Here is an 18,753-nt window from a genome sequence, read left to right as displayed (position 1 = left end):
GCGGCCAAGCGAAGGAGTTCCACGTCATGACCGAGGCCACGCCGCTTTACGACACCTATATGCGTGCGCCCCTCCGCTTCGAGCGCGGCGAGGGGGTCTGGCTGACGACGGAGGATGGCAACCGCTATCTCGATTTCGCGGCCGGCGTCGCCGTCAATTCGCTCGGCCATGCGCATCCGCATCTGGTCGCCGCGCTCAAGGAGCAGGCGGAAAAGATCTGGCATCTCTCCAATCTCTACGAGATCCCAGGGCAGGAGAAGCTTGCGGCGCGTCTGACGGCCAACACTTTCGCAGACAAGGTCTTCTTTACCAATTCCGGCGCGGAAGCCCTGGAATGCGCCATCAAGACGGCGCGCCGCTACCAGTTCTCCAAGGGCCGGCCGGAGCGCTTCCACATCATCACCTTCGAGGGCGCCTTCCACGGCCGGACGCTCGCAACCATCGCTGCCGGCGGCCAGGCGAAGTATCTCGAAGGCTTCGGCCCGAAGACCCCCGGCTTCGTTCAGGTGCCCTTCGGCGATCTGACGGCCGTCAAGGATGCGATCACCGACGAGACGGCGGCCATCCTCATCGAGCCGATCCAGGGCGAAGGCGGCATCCGCCTCGCATCGAAGGAATTCATGCAGGCGCTGCGGCAGCTCTGCGACGAGTTCGGCCTGCTGCTCATCTGCGACGAGGTCCAGTGCGGCATCGGCAGGACCGGCAAGCTCTTCGCCCATGAGTGGTCGGGCGTCACGCCGGATATCATGGCTGTGGCCAAGGGCATCGGCGGCGGCTTCCCGCTCGGCGCCTGCCTGGCAACGGCCGAAGCGGCCTCGGGCATGATCGCCGGCACGCACGGGTCTACCTATGGCGGCAATCCGCTGGCCATGGCCGTCGGTAATGCCGTGCTCGACGTCGTGCTGGCCGAAGGGTTCCTCGAGCATGTGCGCGACGTGGCGCTGGTCTTTCGCCAAGGTCTCGCCTCTCTGGCCGACCGCTATCCCGACGTGATCGCCGAGATCCGTGGCGACGGGCTGATGCTCGGCATCAAGGCCGTGGTGCCGGCGGCCGATCTCCTCAAGGCGATCCGTGCTGAGAAGATGCTGGCAGTGCCCGCGGGCGAAAACGTCATCCGCCTGCTGCCGCCACTGGTCACCAGCGCGGACGAGGCGCGCGAGGGTCTGGCCCGGCTGGAACGCGCCGCCGAGCAGCTGACCCGCGTCGAGCAGCAGCGCGCCAGCGCCTGATCCCAACCAACGGTTTCGTTTTTCCAGGCCGGGCGTTCCGACGCCCGGCATTCCGATTTTGAGAAGGACCGCATTTCATGGCCGAGACCCGACATTTCCTCGATCTGTCCGCGATGACCGGAGAACACCTGCGCGCGATCATCGAGGATGCGCGGGAGCGAAAGGCGGCCACCAAGGCGGGCACGGCGGAGAAACCGCTGGCCGGCAAGATGCTCGCGATGATCTTCGAAAAACCGTCGACCCGCACCCGCGTGTCCTTCGATGTCGGCATGCGCCAGCTCGGCGGCGAGACACTGTTTCTCTCCGGCACGGAAATGCAGCTCGGCCGGGCCGAGACGATCGGCGATACGGCCAAGGTGCTGTCGCGCTATGTCGACGCCATCATGATCCGCACCACCGACCACACCCGGCTGATGGAGCTTGCCGAACATGCGACCGTGCCGGTCATCAACGGCCTGACCGATGCCACGCATCCCTGTCAGATCATGGCCGATATCATGACCTTCGAGGAGCATCACGGACCGGTCAAGGGCAAGACGATCGCCTGGACGGGCGACGGCAACAATGTGCTCCACTCCTTCATCGAAGGCTCGGCCCGCTTCGGCTACCGCATGACCATGGCCGTGCCGCTCGGCTCCGAGCCGGAGGATCGCTTCCTCAACTGGGCGCGCAACAATGGCGGCGATGTCATGCTCTGCCATGACGCGGAAAAGGCGGTCGAGGGCGCCGACTGCGTGGTGACGGATACCTGGGTGTCGATGAACCAGGAGCATCGCGCGCGCGGCCACAATGTCTTCCAGCCCTTCCAGGTCAATCCGGCCCTGATGCAGCGGGCCGACCCCAAGGCGCTCTTCATGCATTGCCTGCCAGCCCATCGCGGCGAGGAGGTGGTGGACGAGGTCATCGACGGTCCGCAGTCTGTCGTTTTCGACGAGGCCGAGAACCGGCTGCACGCGCAGAAATCCATCCTTGCCTGGTGCCTCGGCGCGCTCTGAGCCTGCCCTTGAAAGGAACGGGCGTCATCCCGATCTAAGCCTCGACGACGGGTGCCAGGAGGAAGCTCTTGGCGCCTGTCTTGTTTTGTGATGATCACCCCACACGGATGCCGGCGCATCGCGCAAGGCCGGACGGCTGGAACCCCTGCCGTCCCGGTGCTTTATCAAGTGCGTGCCCGTCGCTATCCTGCAGGCCGATGCGCGATGCGCCGCTTGCAGGCAGGAAAGGAGCGTAGAGTATGACGCAGGAGAGCCATAGCCTCGGCCAGTTCGATTTCGCCGGCGACGATCATGTCGTGCCCTTCCAGGTCGAAGGGCTCGACGTGCGCGGCCGCGCCGTCCAGCTGGGCCCGATGCTCGACGCCATTCTCGAGCGCCACAACTACCCGCTGCCGGTGGCCCGGCTGGTGGCGGAAACGGTGGTCCTCACCGTCCTGCTCGGCACCTCGCTCAAGTTCGAGGGCAAGCTGATCATCCAGACCAAGAGCAATGGTCCGGTGGATCTGGTCGTCGCGGATTTCTCCACGCCCGATCGCGTCCGCGCCTATGCCCGCTATGACGAGGCGGCGCTGGCGCAGGCAGTGGAGCGCGGCGACACCCAGCCCCAGGACCTGCTGGGCGAAGGGATTCTTGCCTTCACCATCGACCAGGGTGCGCACACGCAACGCTACCAGGGCATCGTGCCGCTCGACGGTGCCTCGCTCGAGGAGATTGCCGGGGTCTACTTCCGCCAGTCCGAACAGATCCCGACCAAGGTGCGGCTCGGCGTCGCCGAATTGCTCGATCGTGACGAGAACGGCAAGCCGCGCCATCGCTGGCGGGCAGGGGGCATGGTCGCCCAGTTCCTGCCCGAGGCGCCGGAGCGCATGCGCCAGCCGGACCTGCCGGGCGGCGATGGCGCCGAGGACATGCCGGCGGAGATCGATGATCTATGGGACGAGGCCCGTGTCATGGTCGAGACGATCGACGCCGACGAACTGACTGATCCGATGGTTGGCACCGAGCGTCTGCTCTACCGCCTGTTCCATGAGCGCGGCGTTCGGGTCTATCCGCCGCAGCCGGTCTATGACCGCTGCACCTGCTCGCGCGAACGGCTGCGCGACGTTCTCGCCAGCCTCAGCCAGGAGGAGATCGACGCCTCGCTGGAAGATGGCGCCATCTCGGTGACCTGCGAGTTCTGCTCGACCACCTACCGCTTCGAGGCAACGGAGGTGCGGCCGCAGTAGAGCGGCGGTCCTTGAACGAATCCGGGTCAGCCGGGGGCAGACAGTGCCTCCGGCTTTTTCGTGCGCACAGCCTGCACGCCTGCGGCACACCCTTGCCGAATTTAAGAAGAAACTGATAAGCTTTTCGGATACGGAGCGAGCCGGGCGCTCGAGATCCGGAAGACAGGCAAGTCTAACGGGGCAGGTGGCGAAGGGATGGAGCAGGCCCATGATTCAGACCTCTGGATCGCCGAGTTTCTTGCCCAGATCGTCGCTGTGGACGCGTCTCACTTTCCCCGCCGTTACAAGCCGGTCATCCGCGCCGCGCCGCGCGTCGGCGACGTCTACTGGTGCGCCTTCAACGACCGACGGGACACCGCATTGCCGGAAATGTGGAAGACGCGACCGTGTGTGATCGTGAGCCGCAGAAACACCCTCCACGGCAAGGTCACCGTCCTGCCGTTCTCGACCGCACGCAGCAATGAAACCGATCCGATGGCCATCGAAACCAGCCGCGCTGTGCAGGAGCGCCTCGATAACCGTCGCAGCTGGATTTTGTGCGACCACCCCTGCATGGTCGCAACGAGCCGGTTGAGGCAGGTGAGAGGACAGGTTCCCAGGCTCTCCTCGAAGGAGCTCCAATCTGTCCTGACCCTGATGTCTCAAGCTCTCGCCGCGCCTCTCAAAGATTGCTCTTGACCAGACGAAGGATCGGCTTCATATTAGCATCATCTGCGGGGGTCAAAAGCCCTTTCGCCGCCCGGCAACGGGAGTTCGTCGCCAAGCCACCCTTCGGGGTGGCTTTGGTTTTTCTGGCAGGACGATCTGGGATAGAAGCTTCCCGAAATGTTCGAGCATAGCGCCGTCGCTTGGCGGTTGGCGATGCGGCCACGCGATGCGTTCGGCTTGCGTCCTGCCTTCAATTCAACGTCCGCGTCAGCCCCGGTGCATCCAGCGAGAAAGCCGGAATATCGACGGTGAAGGTTTCGCCATCGGCCGTGATCATGGAATAGTGGCCGAACATCATGCCGGAGGGTGTGTCGAGCGGGCAGCCGGAGGAATATTCGAAGCTTTCGCCGGGGTTGAGCACGGGTTGTTCGCCGATCACGCCCGGCCCGTTGACCTCGTCCACCTGCCCGTTCTCATCGGTGATGTGCCAGTAGCGGGTCATCAGCCGCACGGTTCGGGAGGAATGGTTGGCAATCTGGATGCGATAGCCCCAGACATAGCGACCATCGTCCGGGTCAGATTGCTCTTCCAGATAATAGGGCTCGACTGTCACCTCGATATCGCGTGTCAGCGCGCGGTACATGCTTCCAAAGTCTCCAGCGTTCCTGGCTGAAGTCTAAGACAAGATCGTTTCCCGAACGATAACAGATGCGTGTTGCTGTGCGCGATCGAAACGGGCCGCAGCAGGGCAGACCTGCCGCGGTCCGGCTTTGCAGATCAGGCCGAAACGCTGCGCAGCGCCTGTGCCAGGTCTTCCACCAGATCGGCGCCGTCCTCGATGCCGAGCGAAAGGCGAACGGTGCCGGGCGAAATGCCGAGTTCTGCGCGGGCTTCGTCCGTCAGGTTCTTGTGCGTCGTCGTGGCGGGGTGGGTAATCAGGCTCTTGGAATCGCCGAGATTGTTGGAGATGCGGATGATCTTCAGCGCGTCCTGCAGGGCAAAAGCCGCTTCCTTGCCGCCCTTCAGCTCGAAGCAGACGAGCGTCGAGCCGCCCTTCATCTGGCGGGCGATGATCTCGGCCTGCGGATGGTCCTTGCGGCCCGGATAGATGACGCGCGCCACCTGTGCCTGATCGGCCAGGAAATCGGCTGCCAGGGCGGCATTGGCCGTCTGTTGCCCGACGCGCAGCGGCAGCGTCTCGATGCCCTTCAGCAGGGTCCAGGCGTTGAAGGGCGACAGGGACGGGCCGGTATGGCGGAAATAATCGTGCAGATGCTCGTCGATCCAGTCCTTGGACGAAAGGATGACGCCGCCCAGGCACCGGCCCTGGCCGTCGATGTGCTTGGTGGCCGAATAGACGACGACATGAGCGCCGAGCTCCAGCGGCTTCTGCAGCAGCGGCGTCGCAAAGACATTGTCCACGACCAGCTTGCCGCCGACGCTGTCGGCGAGTTTCGCCACTGCGGCGATGTCGACCACTTCCAGCGTCGGATTGGTCGGGCTTTCCAGGAAGAAGACCTTGGTATTGGGACGAACCGCCTTTTCCCAGTTCTCGATGAAGCGCCCGTCGACCAGCGTGCATTCGATGCCGTATTTCGGCGCCAGGGTTTCCACGACCCAGCGGCAGGAGCCGAAAAGCGCACGGGCCGCGACGATATGGTCTCCCGCCTTCAGCTGGCAGAGAATGGCGGCCGAGATCGCGGCCATGCCGGAGGCGGTGGCGCGCGCATCCTCCGCACCCTCCAGCATGCACATGCGCTTCTCGAACATGTCATTGGTGGGGCTGCCATAGCGGGCATAGATGAAGCCGTCCGTCTCGCCCTTGAACCGCGCTTCGGCAGCCGCAGAGGTTTCGTAGACGAAGCCTTGTGTCAGGAAGATCGCTTCGGAGGTTTCGCCATGGTTGGAGCGCGTGGTTCCGCCATGAACGAGCTGAGTGGCCGGGCGCCAGGAATTGCTCATCGAACATCGCCTTCAAACAAAAAAACCGGCCGCAAAATGAGGCCGGTTTCCACCCGGCCTTTTTAGCTACTTGTTTAACGTGGCTGCAAGCCGGCCGGCCAAATCACCACGGAATTCGGCTTGCATACTGCCGGCTCGCGCTTGCGTCAATCTGGCTAGTCTGATTTTGTCCGCCGGGATGATGAAGGGCAGCATAAGGGTGGCCGGACGATGACGCGCGACAACGGCATTCTGGCGGACGGCGCGATTGAGGGCCTGTTTGCAAGCGGCGCGCTGATCAGCGAGGCACCGCTCGATCCCGACCAAATCCAGCCGGCGAGCCTGGATCTGCGCCTCGGCGCCACGGCCTTCCGGGTCCGCGCCAGCTTCATGCCGGGCCCTGGCCATCTGGTCGCCGACAAGCTCGACCGACTGAAGCTGCATGTGGTGGATCTGAGCGATGGCGCCGTGCTCGAAACGGGCTGTGTCTATATCGTTCCACTCATGGAGCGGCTCGATCTGCCGGCCGCCATGTCGGCCTCCGCAAATCCGAAGAGCTCGACCGGCCGGCTCGACATCTTCACCCGCGTCATCACCGACCGGGCGCAGGAGTTCGACAAGATTCCCGCCGGCTATCGGGGACCGCTCTACCTTGAAATCTCGCCGCGCACCTTCCCGGTCATCGTTCGGCGCGGCTCCCGCCTGTCGCAGATCCGCTTTCGCGTTGGCCAAGCCTTGCTGAGCGAAGCCGAACTTCTCGACCTCCATGCCCGCGAAACGCTGGTTGCCAGCGAAGCCCCCAACGTGTCCGGCGGCGGCATCGCGCTCTCGATCGACCTCAAGGGCACGGGTCCCGATGGGCTGATCGGCTATCGCGGCAAGCACCATACGGCGGTGGTCGATGTCGACAAGAAGGCCGGCCACGGGATCTATGACTTCTGGGAGCCTCTCTATGCCCGCGGCTCCGACGAACTGATCCTCGATCCCGATGAGTTCTATATCCTCGTCTCCCGCGAGGCCGTGCATGTTCCGCCGCTCTATGCCGCCGAGATGACGCCCTTCGATCCGCTGGTGGGCGAATTCCGCGTTCATTATGCAGGCTTCTTCGATCCGGGCTTCGGTCATGAATTGGCCGGCGGCCGCGGCAGCCGTGCGGTGCTCGAGGTTCGCAGCCACGAGGTGCCCTTCATCCTCGAACATGGGCAGATCGTCGGACGCTTGGTCTATGAGCATATGCTGGAACGTCCCCGCAGCCTCTACGGCCTCGGCGCCGGCTCCAACTACCAGGCCCAGGGCCTCAAGCTTTCCAAGCATTTCCGCGCCGAATAGCCCCGCCCATCCCGCCGCGCCTGACTGGCGGCCTTGACAGGCCGGCCGGCATGGGGGAAAGCTCTCGCTGCGTTGCGGGTATGATGTAATGGTAGCCTGTCAGCTTCCCAAGCTGAACGCGCGGGTTCGATTCCCGCTACCCGCTCCATAGAGGCTTGTCTTTCGTTCCATGCGCAGCTTCAAGCCACTACCTATGGGCATTCTCTGCGACTGGCACTGTGTTCATCCCACCTGCCGGTGATCTGGTATTGGCCAAGAACTGTTTGACGCAACCCTTTCTGCTTCGCACGCTCAGCCTCGCCGACGTCATCCATGCGTTCCTGTTGCCGTCGGTGTTAACCCCTTCATAATCGTTGTCTAGCAGCTACGAAAGTTGGCTATGTGGAACGCAGGTGATCTGCGCAATTATAACGTTTCCAAATTGAAAATATTAGTACCTATAAGGGAGTCTTCACCGCGACTGTATTTGCTTGAAAGGCGCGATGATGACGACTGTTCAGACCAGGACACTTGCCTCGGCACGAACTTTTGTTGAGACCATTGGTATCAATGTTCATGTCGGACAGAGTGGAACGGCCTATGCCGATCCTACAAAGGTCGCTGCGGCCCTTGGCTATTTGGGTGTCGATCTTGTGCGCACTCACCTGCCTTCCTACGCATCCGGCCTTGCCAGCATCAATGTTCTCGCGAAGAACGGCATCAAGTTCGATTTCACGCCGGTGCCGCATTTGACCGAGCAAACTGTGGACGTTGCCGGTTTTATTGCCGGGCTCGAGGCGCTGGAGAAGGTTTATCCAGGCAGTGTCGCAGCGATCGAAGGGCCGAACGAAGTCAATATCTATGCGGTCAGCGTGGGTGGAGTGAAATCGATTGCGTCAGCCGCCGAGGTTCAAAAGCAGCTCTACAGCGCTGTAAAACAGTCAGAAATCCTGAAAGACATCCCAGTCTACAATGTGTCGATCGGCGCAACAAATGCCGATCTTTTCAAGCAGCTCGGTGATCTTTCCTCATTCACGGATTATGCGAATTCGCATGCATACGCGATGTCGACCAGCAATATTTCCGCAGCTCTGGAGTACCTCATCGACTTCGCAAAAATTTCTGCGCCCGACAAGCCGGTCGTTATAACGGAAGCTGGTTACAACACGTTGGAGAGCTACTGGTACAACGGCGTGAGCGAGATCGTTCAAGCTAAGTACACGTTGGACACCCTGATGTCGGCCTTCGATCAGGGGGTCGCGAAAACCTATCTCTATGAACTCTATGATTTCCAGCCGGACTTACGCCCCAGTAGTGCAAACAGTCACTACGGTCTTTTCAATGCTGACGGCACGCCGAAATTAGCTGCCACAGCAATACACAACCTAACAACTATTCTGTCCGACAATGAATACGCGACCACTTCACTCGGCAATGAAGATTTTACCTATTGCTTGAAGGGGATGCCGTTCCGGGGACAAGATCTCGTTCTGGGCAAAACCAATGGATCCGTCGATCTGGTGGTCTGGTCGGAACCGATCATCTGGAGCCAGCTATCCCAGTCCGCGATCGTTGCCCCGACCTCGACAGTAACTGTCACCTTTGGTTCGGTTGAGGGGAGAGTTGACGTCTACGATCCGCTCCTCGGCACGTCGATCATCGCCACGTATTACGGTGTTAGCGAGATCAAGGTCGATATCTCCGATCATCCGCTGATCATCGAAGTCAACGCCACGGCGACATCCACAGCTGACAGCAGGACTTTTGCCGGTAACAACACCATGATCGGTGGTCAAAGCGCTGATCTCCTGAGGGGGTATGCTGGCGATGACACGCTGTATGGCAACGCGGGCAACGATAGAATTCATGGCTCGATAGGTGCAGACTTGCTTTACGGTGGCAGCGGTCTGGACACGTTCGTTTACAATAGCATCACAGAATCGACAGTCTCTTCGGGCGGACGCGATACCATTTTCGACTTCACCAAGGGGGACCGAATTGATCTCCGCGTCATCGATGCGAATTTCGGTGCGGCTGGAAATCAGAGCTTCACGTTCGTCGGCGAGGATGTCTTCCACGGCCTCGCTGGTGAGGTACGCTATGAAACGTCGTCGTCACAAGCGAAGATTTACGGCGACATCAACGGAGACGGTCAGGCTGACTTCTCGATCGTTTTGCAAAACGTGACGAAATTATCAGAAGGCGACTTTCTTCTTTAGACGATTGTTCTCTTCGCCTTCGTGTTTATGCGACGGCCATGGCGGGTTGCCGTCTGAAAGCGTGTTACCCTGCGGCCAGGTCAGGATGTCGCGCAAGATGTTTCCTTCGGAACAGTCCCGGGCCGATCGCATCGCTACACATCGAGCGCCGGTGACGCCGCCGGTTTTTTCAAGAACCTAGCCCTTTGGCCTCCACGGGCTCGCCCGTGGAGGCTTTCCGTTGTTGGAGGACCTCGAACGCTTTGGCGGTGCCGACCGCGAGCCTTCATTCAAGGCCATGTCCGACGTCGCTTTTCTCCGCCGGGCGGTGCGGCGTCTTTTGCCAGGCGGTGGGGCGGCGGCGGAGGTCGCGGACGGCGGACCAGGCTGCAGCGGAAATCGTCAACCAGTAGGCCGGCACCAGGAGCCAGCGCCATCCCACGGCCCGCTTCTCCACCCGTTGCATGGCCCCCAGCCCAAGGCCAATGGTAATGGCATAGCTGCCGAAAAGATTGAAAAGGTCGATTACGAGCAGAGTGGAGGACATCGTCCTGCCGATCAGCGAGGAGCCCGTCGAGAGAACGAAGAGCAGATAGGCGACGAAAGCCAGAATGAGCGGGTGGCCGAGCGCAGAGAGCAGCATGCCGCCGATCGTCACTTGCGCGAGGAGGAAGGCGCGGGGGCCGAGTTCGGCCAGGAGCCGACCCGGTTTGCGCATCATCACGATATAGGTCTGCAGCCAGCCCTTGTACCAGCGGGTGCGCTGCCCAAGCCAGACAGGCAGGGTCACCGGCGCATCCTCCAGCGTCGGCAGGCTGAGCACGCCGGTGCGGTACCCCAGTCGGTGCAGGCGCATTCCAAGGTCCGCATCCTCGGTCAGGTTGAACGGGTCCCAGCCGCCCACCGCGCGCAGCGGGTCCGTCTTGAAGTGGTTGGACGTGCCGCCGAGCGGCAGGGGCGCTTCGAGTTTTGCCAGCAGCGGCAGGAGGGCACGGAAAAGCCCGGCATAGTCGACCGCAAAGAGAGCGCTCAGCCAGGAGCTGCGGGCATTGCTGACGACGAGCGGCGCCTGAAGGCAGGCCACCTCCGCCGGCAGGGTGCGAAACGCGGCCAATGCCTCGCGCAGCTGGTCGGGGTGCGGGCGGTCTTCGGCATCATAGACGGTGACATAGTCTCCGCGCACGCCGGGCAAGGCATATTGCAGCGCCTTGGGCTTGGTGCGGGGGTGCGACGGCGGCACCAGCACGACCTCATAGTCGGGGCCGAGCCGCTGTGCCGCCACTGCCCGAAGGGTCGCTGCGTCATCCGCCTCGCAGACCAGCTTGATGTCCAGCCGGGAGCGAGGCCAGGAGAGAGCGTTCAGTGCGGCGATCAACTGCGGCACCACGGCGGCCTCGTCGTGAAGTGCCACCAGAATGGAATAGACAGGCAGCCTCTCTCCCTCTGCAATGCGGGGCGCAGGCTGGCCGCGGCGCGTGGCGGCAAAGGCCGAAACGCGCAGCAGGAATTGCAGGCAATAGACGCTCGTCAACAGACCATGGACGGCGAGAATCCAGCCGAAGGGGGCGAGGACGAGGCTGCTGAGCGAAACGGCGAGACCAAGACCCAGCAGGAAGCCCTGCCACCCCCGCCAGAGAACACGGGCGCTGAGATCGGGATCGGTGCGAAACAGCGTGTCGGTGGCCTGTTGCAGCCGCTGCTGCTCACCCGCTCTCCAGGCGGTGTCGCGCAGGAGGCTGGGCGATGCAATCGAGAGCATGGATGCCAGCGCCGGTCGGGAGGCCAGCCGCGCTTTCAGCCTCGGAAAAATGGCGAGCGTCGGGGCGATGACGGTCATGGGCGGCTGATCGGCCGAATAGACGCGCAGCATTTCCGGTCGGCGAAGCTGGCTGTCGAGATGGTGCGGGGTGGAGACCTGGTTGGGGTCGATCTCTCGCCGGAATGGCAGGCCGAGATCTTTGGCCATTGCCTCGAAAAGGGCGGCCTCGTCGACAAGACCGCTCGCCAGCGCTTCCCGATGCACGCTCGTGCCGCGGGCCTGGGCCTGCCACATCAGCGTCGCAACCATGCCGCCGGCCACGCCCAAGCGGAGCAGGGTCCGACCTTCCTCGATCTGCTCGGCCGAGAAGCTGTCGCTCGGTCGTGTCGGGCTGCAGGGTGCGGTCTCGGCTCTGGCCAGCGGCTGTGGGGCGAGATAGTCTGAAGGACGCATTGCAAATCCCGTCGAGAAGCTTGAAACAGTGCCTCCATCACGTGAGATCGGATGATAATGACGAGATCGGCCCTGCGGCAACGCCTGCGTTTCAGTCTTTTCTTATTAAGCTTACTTCTGGGCATGGCGGGCGTGCCTCTCCGGGCACAGGAAGCCGTCAAGGATCTGCCGCTGGCCTTCGACAGTCGGGAGCGGATCGCCAAGCCGGATCTGAGCGTGCTGCCTCGGCTTCGCTTTCTGACGACGGTCGATTTCCCGCCTTTCAACTTCATCGACCAGTCCGGCCGCCTCTCCGGTTTCCATGTCGATCTGGCGCGGGAGATCTGTCGCGTGCTCGAGGTGCAGCCGAAGTGCCAGATCCAGGCCATGACCTTCGCGGAGCTGCAACCGGGCCTAAGCGATCGGCAGGGCGAGGTGGTCATGGCCGGTGTGGCGGTGACCGAGGAGCTGCGCCGCAGCTTCGGCTTCAGCCGCCCTTATCTGCGTCTCCCCGCCCGCTTCGCGGCCAACCGCAAGGCTTTTCCCGCCTCACCCAGCGTGGAGGACCTCCTCGCACGGCCTGTCGGCCTTGTCGCCGGCACCACGCATGAAGCGATGTTCAAAGCCTTCTTTCCCGGCAGGGACGCGCAGAGTTTTCCCGAGCGCAGCGCGCTTCTGCAAGCGCTGAAGCGCGGAGAGGTCGGCTCCGTCTTTTCCGACAGCCTTCAGCTCGCCTTCTGGACGGCAGGCAGCGAGGCCGCCGGCTGCTGCCAGCTTGTGGGAGAAGCCTATATGTCGCAGCGCTTCCTTGGCGAAGGCCTGTCGCTGATGACGCGGAAGGACGAGCCGGCGCTGACCCAGGCGCTCGACCATGCGCTGCTGGAGCTGTCGCGCAGCGGCCGGCTGAACGAGATCTATCTGCGCTATTTCCCGACCGGCATTTACTGAGCGAGCGGGCCGCTTCTCCCGCGGCTAGCGTCGTTAGCGGGCAAGGGCGCCACGTTCGATCGCGGCACAGACGAGGCGGTCGAGGTCGAGCCGGTCGCTGATCAGTTTCAGGAGCCTGATCTCCTCGCTGCGAATGCGGCCATCGACGACGGCGATCTCCACCGCCAGCGCATAGGCCGTTTCTCGCAGACGGGGCGGCAGGGCCTCGCGCATGAGTTCGAGCGCGATATCGAGCCCTTCCGGTCCGGCAAGCAGCACCGCGCAATCTTCGGCGACCGTCACCAGCCGCTCGGTCTTGAAATCAGCGAAGACCGGCAGGGTGCGCAGCAATCCACCGATCTGCTCGAGCTCGCCTGCCGACATGGCACGATCGACGGCCGACATCATGACCATGGCATAGATCAGCGCATCCTCAGCGGGCAGATGCGAGGTCAAGGCGGGCTCCCTGCTGATTGGGGAAGGGGGCGCATGCCTAGCGACCGATCTCGGGAGCGGCGTCCTGGCCGGTGGCCGTATCGGCGAAGGGATCGTCGGACGGCGGCACGGTGCCCGGCATGGGGCCGCCCATCCGCGAGTCGGGCGCGCTGACGGGGCGGTAGAAGCCCTTGCCCAGCGACTTGGCGGTTTCCACGGCTGCGGCCAGCGGCGCCCCCGGCTCGGCTTCGGCCCAGCCGTTTTCGGCCAGCCACAGCGCCGGATCGTCGCCGCCGACCAGGCATTGCGTGGTCAGCGTTCCGCTCCAGCCATCCGTTGGGGTCCGGCACACAAGGGCACGGGCCCGCAGGAAGTTGCGAAAGGCGGTCCGTGCCAGCATGCCGCACGGCCATTCGCCCGAGGAGCCCTTGCAGCGGCGTTCGGGCGATTGCGGCTTCAGGCCTTCAAGCTGGATCTGGCGGCCCTCGAAATCGACGAGCCCCGCCGCCAGCGCCACGGGATGGCGCAGCACGGTGTCCACGCCATCCCCTTGAGCGCCCTGCTGGTCTTTGGCAGCAGCGGGTGCGGGGGCCTGCGGCGGGGGCAGGGGTTCGGATGTGACACTGGAGGCTGCCGGGTCATCGGTCTTGTCGGTGGACGATTCGGGCAGGACAGGCACCGCATCGTCCCCGCCGTCGGTGGCGGTTGCGCCGTTCTCCTCCGCGCCATCCAGTTCGCCCATGTCCGGCGTTTCCAGAACCAGATCGGGGGTGACGGCGCTTTGCCGGCCGGTGATGGCTGCCTTGCCGCTCAAGAGAATGGCGATCGTCAGCGCCAGGCAGGCGAGACCGCCCCCGGCCGAGCGGAGCGCGGGGTTCACCACGTCCTCACTGGCTGGCCCAGATGATACGCGCGATCCATTCGATGTCCTTCATGTCGAAACTGCGATTGGGATGGTCGGGATTGATCGAGTGGAGTTCGATGGCGCGGGCGCTCTGGCGCATCAGCACCTTGGCCATGACCTCGCCCTCGGTGGTCTTGACCACCACCCGGTCGCCGCGGCGCACCTGCGCGCCCGGCTCGACGATCAGCACATCGCCGTCGCGATAGAGCGGCATCATGCTGTCGCCCTGGATTTCCAGCGCGTAAAGCCCGGCCTTGGCCTGTGCGGCGGGAAAATCGACCACATCCCAGCCTTGCCCGGCGGGGAAGCCGCCATCATCAAAGAATCCGCCGGCGCCGGCCTGGGCGAAGCCGAGAAGCGGAACGGCCTGCGAGGGCAGGGTCCTGTCCATCGCCGCTTCGCCTTCGCTGCGCAAGAACTCCATGAACTGGGTGATGGTCGAGCCCGTGGCATCCAGCACTTTGGAGATCGATTCCGTCGAGGGCCAGCGCTCGCGCCCGTCGGCCGAATGCCGCTTGGACTTGTTGAACGATGTCGGATCGAGACCCGCGCGCCGGGCGAGGCCGGAGGGCGACATCTTGTGACGCTCGGCGAGCGCGTCGATCGCACCCCAGATGCGGTCATGTGAGAGCATCGGCGTCCTCATTCGAAAGGGCGGCTGCCAGCGGGTTCTCCTGGGCCTCCTCTGCGGACATTAGCGAATGCCGAAACCGGAGTAAAGGGAACGAGGAAAATAATCCTGTTGCAGGCGGATGCGCTAAAACTGCAATTGAAAAGCGGTGGCCCCGACCTATACTCGCCCTCACAATCCAGGCCGGCCGTTCGTCCCGGTCCCTTCCAACACATAGACAGGGTGACGCGGCGTGGTGCTGTCTCTCATTCGCTCCGAGCGATTTCTCATCCTGGCGATCCTGGTCGGGCTGGCCACCTTCTTCGTCGAGCACAGCCTGATCGAGGCGGGCCGGACGGTGGCGCTGATCGGCGCTGCGGTGCTGGTCGGAGCGATCATCCTGGCGTCCATGCGCGTGGCCCATCACGCAGAAGTGCTGGCCGCCAAGGTGGGCGATCCCTACGGCACGATGATCCTGACCCTGTCGGCCGTTCTGGTCGAAGTGATCATCCTCGCCATTCTGATGAGCACGGCCGGAAGTTCGCCGACGCTCGTGCGCGACACGATCTATTCCGCCGTCATGCTGGATATCAACGGCATCCTCGGCCTTGCCGCCCTGCTCGGAGGCCTCAAGCATGGCGAGCAACCCTATAACGACGATTCGAGTCGCACCTATTGCGTGATGATCCTCACCGCCATGGGCATTTCGATGATCGTGCCGGAGTTCGTGCCGCGCGAAAACTGGCACTATTACTCCGCCTTCACCATCGTGGCGATGATCACGCTCTATACCGTGTTCCTGCGCATGCAGGTCGGCCCGCACAGCTATTTCTTCAGCTACAGCTATCCCAAGACCCGCCGCGTGGCCCCGGCCGGCAAGCCGGGCGCGGCTGTGCCCGCCGCGGCCTCCGCATCGGTCTCCGCGGGGGCGGCCGTCGGATCGTCCGCTGCTGCCGCACCGGCCCAGGCCGTCGTTCCGGCGCCGAGCGAGGCGCATGAGGAGGCGGAAGACGAGCCCGCGTCCCGCTCCATTGCCGTGCTCATTGCCGGGGTCGTCATCATCGGCGGTTTGGCGGAGCTGCTTTCCGGCCTGATGGATGCCGGTCTCGAAGGAAGCGGCGCGCCGCCGATCCTGGCCGCCATCGTGGTCGCCGCCATTTCCGCCTCGCCGGAGATCATGACGGCGCTGCGTGCCGCGCTCGCCAACCGCATGCAGTCGGTCGTCAACATCGCGCTCGGCGCCTCGCTGTCCACCGTCATCCTCACCGTGCCGGTCATGGAAGGCATTGCGCTCTATACCGGCCAGCCCTTCATCATGGCCATGTCGCCGGTGCAGACGGTGATGATCACCATCACGCTCATCGCCGCGGCGATCAACCTCAATGATGGCGAGACCAATGCGATCGAGGGCATGACGCATTTCGTGCTGTTCGCCACCTTCATCATGCTGTCGCTTCTGGGGCTCTAGTCGCTTCAGACCTTGCCGGCAATGAAGCGGCGGAACGCTTCCAGCGTTTCCTCGCTGACATGATGCTCGATGCCCTCGGCATCGATCCGCGCCGTTTCGGTGCTGACGCCGAGGCACTTCAGCAGCGCTTCCACGGTCTGGTGGCGCTCGCGGCTGGCATGGGCCATCTTTTGGCCGGCTTCCGTCAGAAACACCCCGCGATAGGGCTTGCGCGAGACCAGCCCATCCGCCGCCAGCCGGGCCAGCATCTTGGCGACCGTCGGCTGCGCCACGCCCAGCCGCGCGGCAATGTCGACCTGGCGGGCTTCGTTGCCGTCCTCGATCAGATCGGCGATCAGCTCGACATAGTCCTCGATCAGCGCGCCCTTGCGCGCCTCCCGGGTCTGCCGGAAGCCTTCGGAGTGGATCTCCGCGCGCGGAAGCGGATCAGCGCGGGGAACGGTACGGCGCGCCACGGGTCTCGTCGTCCTCGCCTGGTTGGAACATCGGGTCCCGGCGTCTTAGCATGAGGAACCGCAAATCCTAGCGCCTTTCTCGCGGCATCCACCGCCGGCATCCCGCGCCCTTCCTGGGTGCGCCGCAATAAAAGCAGGATCAATGAAATATAGCCTCTTGCATAATGTTGGGGGCTGCCCTAGCTTCCGTGTCGTTGGACGTGCTGCGTCGCGCGGGCAATCCTGCCTCCTCCTGCCGCAGCCGCTCTCCGCTCGATTTGTCGTCTCGTGCCTTTTCTGCCTGTCCGATCCAGGCGGTCCGTTTCCGGAGCCTCCATGTCGCCTCACGATACCCTGCTTTCCACCGATCGACCCCATGCCGGCTGGCGCCATGCCGAACCGGGGGAGGAGCGCCGCAGCCTGGCGGATGTTCATTCGAGCGTGTCGGTGCCGAAGGGCGGGCTCTGGTTCCGGCGCTTCCTCGCCTTCGTCGGTCCCGGCTACATGGTCTCGGTCGGTTACATGGATCCCGGCAACTGGGCGACCGACATCGCCGGGGGCGCCCAGTTCGGCTATACGCTGCTGACCGTCATCCTGCTCTCCAACCTGATGGCCATTCTTCTGCAGTCGCTCGCCGCGCGACTCGGAATCGCCACCGGGCGCGATCTGGCGCAGGCCTGTCGCGATGCCTATCCGCGCCCCGTCGGCTTCGTGCTCTGGATCGCCTGTGAGATCGCCATCATCGCCTGCGATCTCGCCGAGGTGATCGGCACGGCCATCGCGCTCAAGCTCCTGTTCGGCATTCCGCTCATCGGTGGCGCGCTGATCACCGCGGCGGATGCCGTGCTCCTGCTCTTCCTCATGCATCGCGGCTTCCGCTTCCTGGAAGCCTTCGTCATCGCGCTGCTGACCATCATTGCCGGTTGCTTCATCGTTCAGGTCATCGCCGCCCAGCCGCCGGTGGCCGCCGTTCTGGCCGGCTTCCTGCCTTCGGCGGAGATCGTTTCCAACCCGGCCATGCTCTACATCGCCATCGGCATCATCGGCGCCACCGTCATGCCGCATAACCTCTACCTGCACTCCTCGATCGTGCAGACGCGCGCCTATGAGCGGACCGAGGCCGGCAAGCGGGAAGCGATCAAATTCGCCACCGCCGACAGCACCATCGCCCTCATGCTGGCCCTGTTCATCAATGCCTCGATCCTCATCGTCGCCGCGGCGGTCTTCCACACCTCGGGGCGTACGGAGGTGGCGGAGATCGAGCAGGCCTACGAGCTGCTGTCGCCGCTGCTCGGCCTCGGCATCGCCTCGACGCTCTTCGCCGTCGCGCTGCTCGCCTCGGGCCTCAATTCCACCATCACCGCCACACTGGCCGGTCAGATCGTCATGGAAGGCTTCCTGCAGCTGCGCATCCCCAACTGGGCGCGCCGGCTGATCACCCGCGGCATCGCCATCGTTCCGGTCGTCATCATCACCTGGATCTATGGCGAGCGCGGCACGGCCGAGCTTCTTGTGCTGAGCCAGGTCATCCTCTCCATGCAGCTGCCCTTCGCCGTCATTCCGCTGGTCAGCTTCGTCACCGACAGGGAGAAGATGGGCCGCTTCGTGGTGTCGCGCTGGGTGGGCGTTCTGGCCTGGATCGTCGCGGCCATCATCGTCGTGCTCAACATCAAGCTGCTGATCGACACCTTCTTCAGCTGAGAGCGCGCGCCTCGCGCAGACGTGAGGGAACGGCCGGGCGACCTCGGCCGTTTTCCGGCCATTCCCGCTTCGTGAAAGGCCGGTCATGAAAGCCCTCCTTGCCGCTCTCATCTTCGCCTGTTTCGTGCCAGGTCTGGCCAGCACCGCGGGGCTCGATACCTTCGCCTGGAAGAACCGCGTGCTGCTGGTGGTCGCAGGGGCCGGGAACAGCATGCTCGCGCAGCAGCGGCAGGGGATCGCCGCGCAGCGAGCCGCGCTTGCCGAGCGCGACATGGTCGTGCTGCAGGTGAGCGGCGACACGGTGACGCCGCTTTACGGCAATGCGCCGGGGGTCACCGCCGGAGAGCTTCTGAACGCCGCCAAGATCGATCCGAGCGCCAGCGGCTTCCAGGCCGTTCTGATCGGCAAGGATGGCGGGGTGAAGCTGCGCCAGGACCGCCCGGTCACCGCGGAGGCGCTGTTCGGCCTGATCGACGCGATGCCGATGCGCGCCGGGGAGCAGCGAGGGGCAAAGTCCTCCCGGCCGTGATCGCCCGTC

Annotated in this window: 17 protein-coding genes, 1 tRNA gene and 1 riboswitch; of the genes, 11 read left to right on the top strand and 7 right to left on the bottom strand. The window is 63.8% G+C overall.

Features of this window, described 5'->3' with window-relative positions; genetic code table 11:
• Positions 1-26 precede the first annotated feature (26 nt).
• From U8330_RS16180 to U8330_RS16165, 4 genes are all read left to right on the top strand, one after another.
• Positions 27-1,229, top strand: a complete 1,203-nt coding sequence (locus U8330_RS16180; protein WP_323106275.1) for an aspartate aminotransferase family protein — start codon at positions 27-29, stop codon at positions 1,227-1,229.
• Positions 1,230-1,306: 77 nt separating this feature from the next.
• Entirely contained in the window at positions 1,307-2,224 is a 918-nt protein-coding gene (argF, locus tag U8330_RS16175; RefSeq protein ID WP_323106274.1) for an ornithine carbamoyltransferase, read from the top strand.
• 239 nt (positions 2,225-2,463) lie between these two features.
• Positions 2,464-3,450 (top strand): Hsp33 family molecular chaperone, encoded by a 987-nt coding sequence (locus U8330_RS16170; RefSeq protein ID WP_323106273.1) that lies wholly within the window; start codon positions 2,464-2,466, stop codon positions 3,448-3,450.
• Positions 3,451-3,645: 195 nt separating this feature from the next.
• On the top strand, positions 3,646-4,128 hold the full coding sequence (locus tag U8330_RS16165) for a type II toxin-antitoxin system PemK/MazF family toxin (RefSeq protein ID WP_323106272.1): 483 nt from the start codon (positions 3,646-3,648) through the stop codon (positions 4,126-4,128).
• 220 nt (positions 4,129-4,348) lie between these two features.
• Here the strand turns inward: U8330_RS16165 and apaG are convergent, their stop codons facing one another.
• Together apaG and U8330_RS16155 are read right to left on the bottom strand one after the other, a co-directional pair.
• On the bottom strand, positions 4,349-4,741 hold the full coding sequence (gene apaG, locus U8330_RS16160) for a Co2+/Mg2+ efflux protein ApaG (protein WP_323106271.1): 393 nt from the start codon (positions 4,739-4,741) through the stop codon (positions 4,349-4,351).
• Positions 4,742-4,875: 134 nt separating this feature from the next.
• Positions 4,876-6,060, bottom strand: coding sequence for an O-succinylhomoserine sulfhydrylase (locus U8330_RS16155; protein ID WP_323106270.1), 1,185 nt, complete (start codon positions 6,058-6,060; stop codon positions 4,876-4,878).
• Positions 6,061-6,101: 41 nt separating this feature from the next.
• A riboswitch (SAM riboswitch) is annotated at positions 6,102-6,180 on the bottom strand.
• A 90-nt stretch (positions 6,181-6,270) separates the two neighbouring features.
• Here U8330_RS16155 and U8330_RS16150 point away from each other — a divergent pair.
• The 3 genes from U8330_RS16150 (at position 6,271) to U8330_RS16140 (ending at position 9,566) form a co-directional block, all read left to right on the top strand.
• Positions 6,271-7,368: a 2'-deoxycytidine 5'-triphosphate deaminase gene (locus U8330_RS16150; protein WP_323106269.1), complete on the top strand. Its 1,098-nt coding sequence runs from the start codon at positions 6,271-6,273 to the stop codon at positions 7,366-7,368.
• A gap of 74 nt (positions 7,369-7,442) precedes the next feature.
• A tRNA-Gly gene (locus U8330_RS16145) sits at positions 7,443-7,516 on the top strand.
• 334 nt (positions 7,517-7,850) lie between these two features.
• Complete coding sequence (locus U8330_RS16140; RefSeq protein WP_323106268.1) at positions 7,851-9,566, top strand: M10 family metallopeptidase C-terminal domain-containing protein; 1,716 nt, start codon at positions 7,851-7,853, stop codon at positions 9,564-9,566.
• Positions 9,567-9,831: 265 nt separating this feature from the next.
• On the opposite strand, the gene U8330_RS16135 is transcribed toward U8330_RS16140, so the two are convergent.
• Positions 9,832-11,757 (bottom strand): glycosyltransferase family 2 protein, encoded by a 1,926-nt coding sequence (locus tag U8330_RS16135; protein ID WP_323106267.1) that lies wholly within the window; start codon positions 11,755-11,757, stop codon positions 9,832-9,834.
• A 57-nt stretch (positions 11,758-11,814) separates the two neighbouring features.
• Here U8330_RS16135 and U8330_RS16130 point away from each other — a divergent pair, with 57 nt between their 5' ends.
• On the top strand, positions 11,815-12,684 hold the full coding sequence (locus U8330_RS16130) for a transporter substrate-binding domain-containing protein (RefSeq protein ID WP_323106266.1): 870 nt from the start codon (positions 11,815-11,817) through the stop codon (positions 12,682-12,684).
• Between the two features lie 33 nt (positions 12,685-12,717).
• On the opposite strand, the gene U8330_RS16125 is transcribed toward U8330_RS16130, so the two are convergent.
• Genes U8330_RS16125 through U8330_RS16115 form a run of 3 tightly spaced genes read right to left on the bottom strand, consistent with a single transcriptional unit; the run spans position 12,718 to position 14,636 of the window.
• Positions 12,718-13,119, bottom strand: a complete 402-nt coding sequence (locus tag U8330_RS16125; RefSeq protein ID WP_323106265.1) for a tellurite resistance TerB family protein — start codon at positions 13,117-13,119, stop codon at positions 12,718-12,720.
• 37 nt (positions 13,120-13,156) lie between these two features.
• Positions 13,157-13,978 (bottom strand): hypothetical protein, encoded by an 822-nt coding sequence (locus tag U8330_RS16120; protein ID WP_323106264.1) that lies wholly within the window; start codon positions 13,976-13,978, stop codon positions 13,157-13,159.
• 7 nt (positions 13,979-13,985) lie between these two features.
• Entirely contained in the window at positions 13,986-14,636 is a 651-nt protein-coding gene (locus U8330_RS16115) for a helix-turn-helix transcriptional regulator (RefSeq protein WP_323106263.1), read from the bottom strand.
• Between the two features lie 229 nt (positions 14,637-14,865).
• Here U8330_RS16115 and U8330_RS16110 point away from each other — a divergent pair, with 229 nt between their 5' ends.
• The gene (locus U8330_RS16110; RefSeq protein ID WP_323106262.1) at positions 14,866-16,080 is read left to right on the top strand and encodes a calcium:proton antiporter; all 1,215 of its coding nucleotides are present in this window, start codon (positions 14,866-14,868) and stop codon (positions 16,078-16,080) included.
• A gap of 5 nt (positions 16,081-16,085) precedes the next feature.
• On the opposite strand, the gene mntR is transcribed toward U8330_RS16110, so the two are convergent.
• Positions 16,086-16,535 (bottom strand): manganese-binding transcriptional regulator MntR, encoded by a 450-nt coding sequence (gene mntR / locus U8330_RS16105; protein WP_323106261.1) that lies wholly within the window; start codon positions 16,533-16,535, stop codon positions 16,086-16,088.
• A 315-nt stretch (positions 16,536-16,850) separates the two neighbouring features.
• Between mntR and U8330_RS16100 the strand changes: the two genes are divergently transcribed.
• Complete coding sequence (locus U8330_RS16100) at positions 16,851-18,215, top strand: Nramp family divalent metal transporter (RefSeq protein WP_323106260.1); 1,365 nt, start codon at positions 16,851-16,853, stop codon at positions 18,213-18,215.
• 85 nt (positions 18,216-18,300) lie between these two features.
• Entirely contained in the window at positions 18,301-18,744 is a 444-nt protein-coding gene (locus U8330_RS16095) for a DUF4174 domain-containing protein (RefSeq protein ID WP_323106259.1), read from the top strand.
• Positions 18,745-18,753: the final 9 nt, after the last annotated feature.

The organism is Rhizobium sp. CC-YZS058, assembly GCF_034720595.1.
In the GTDB taxonomy this organism is placed as follows: domain Bacteria; phylum Pseudomonadota; class Alphaproteobacteria; order Rhizobiales; family Rhizobiaceae; genus Ferranicluibacter.
This window is presented reverse-complemented; position numbering and strand designations above follow the sequence as displayed.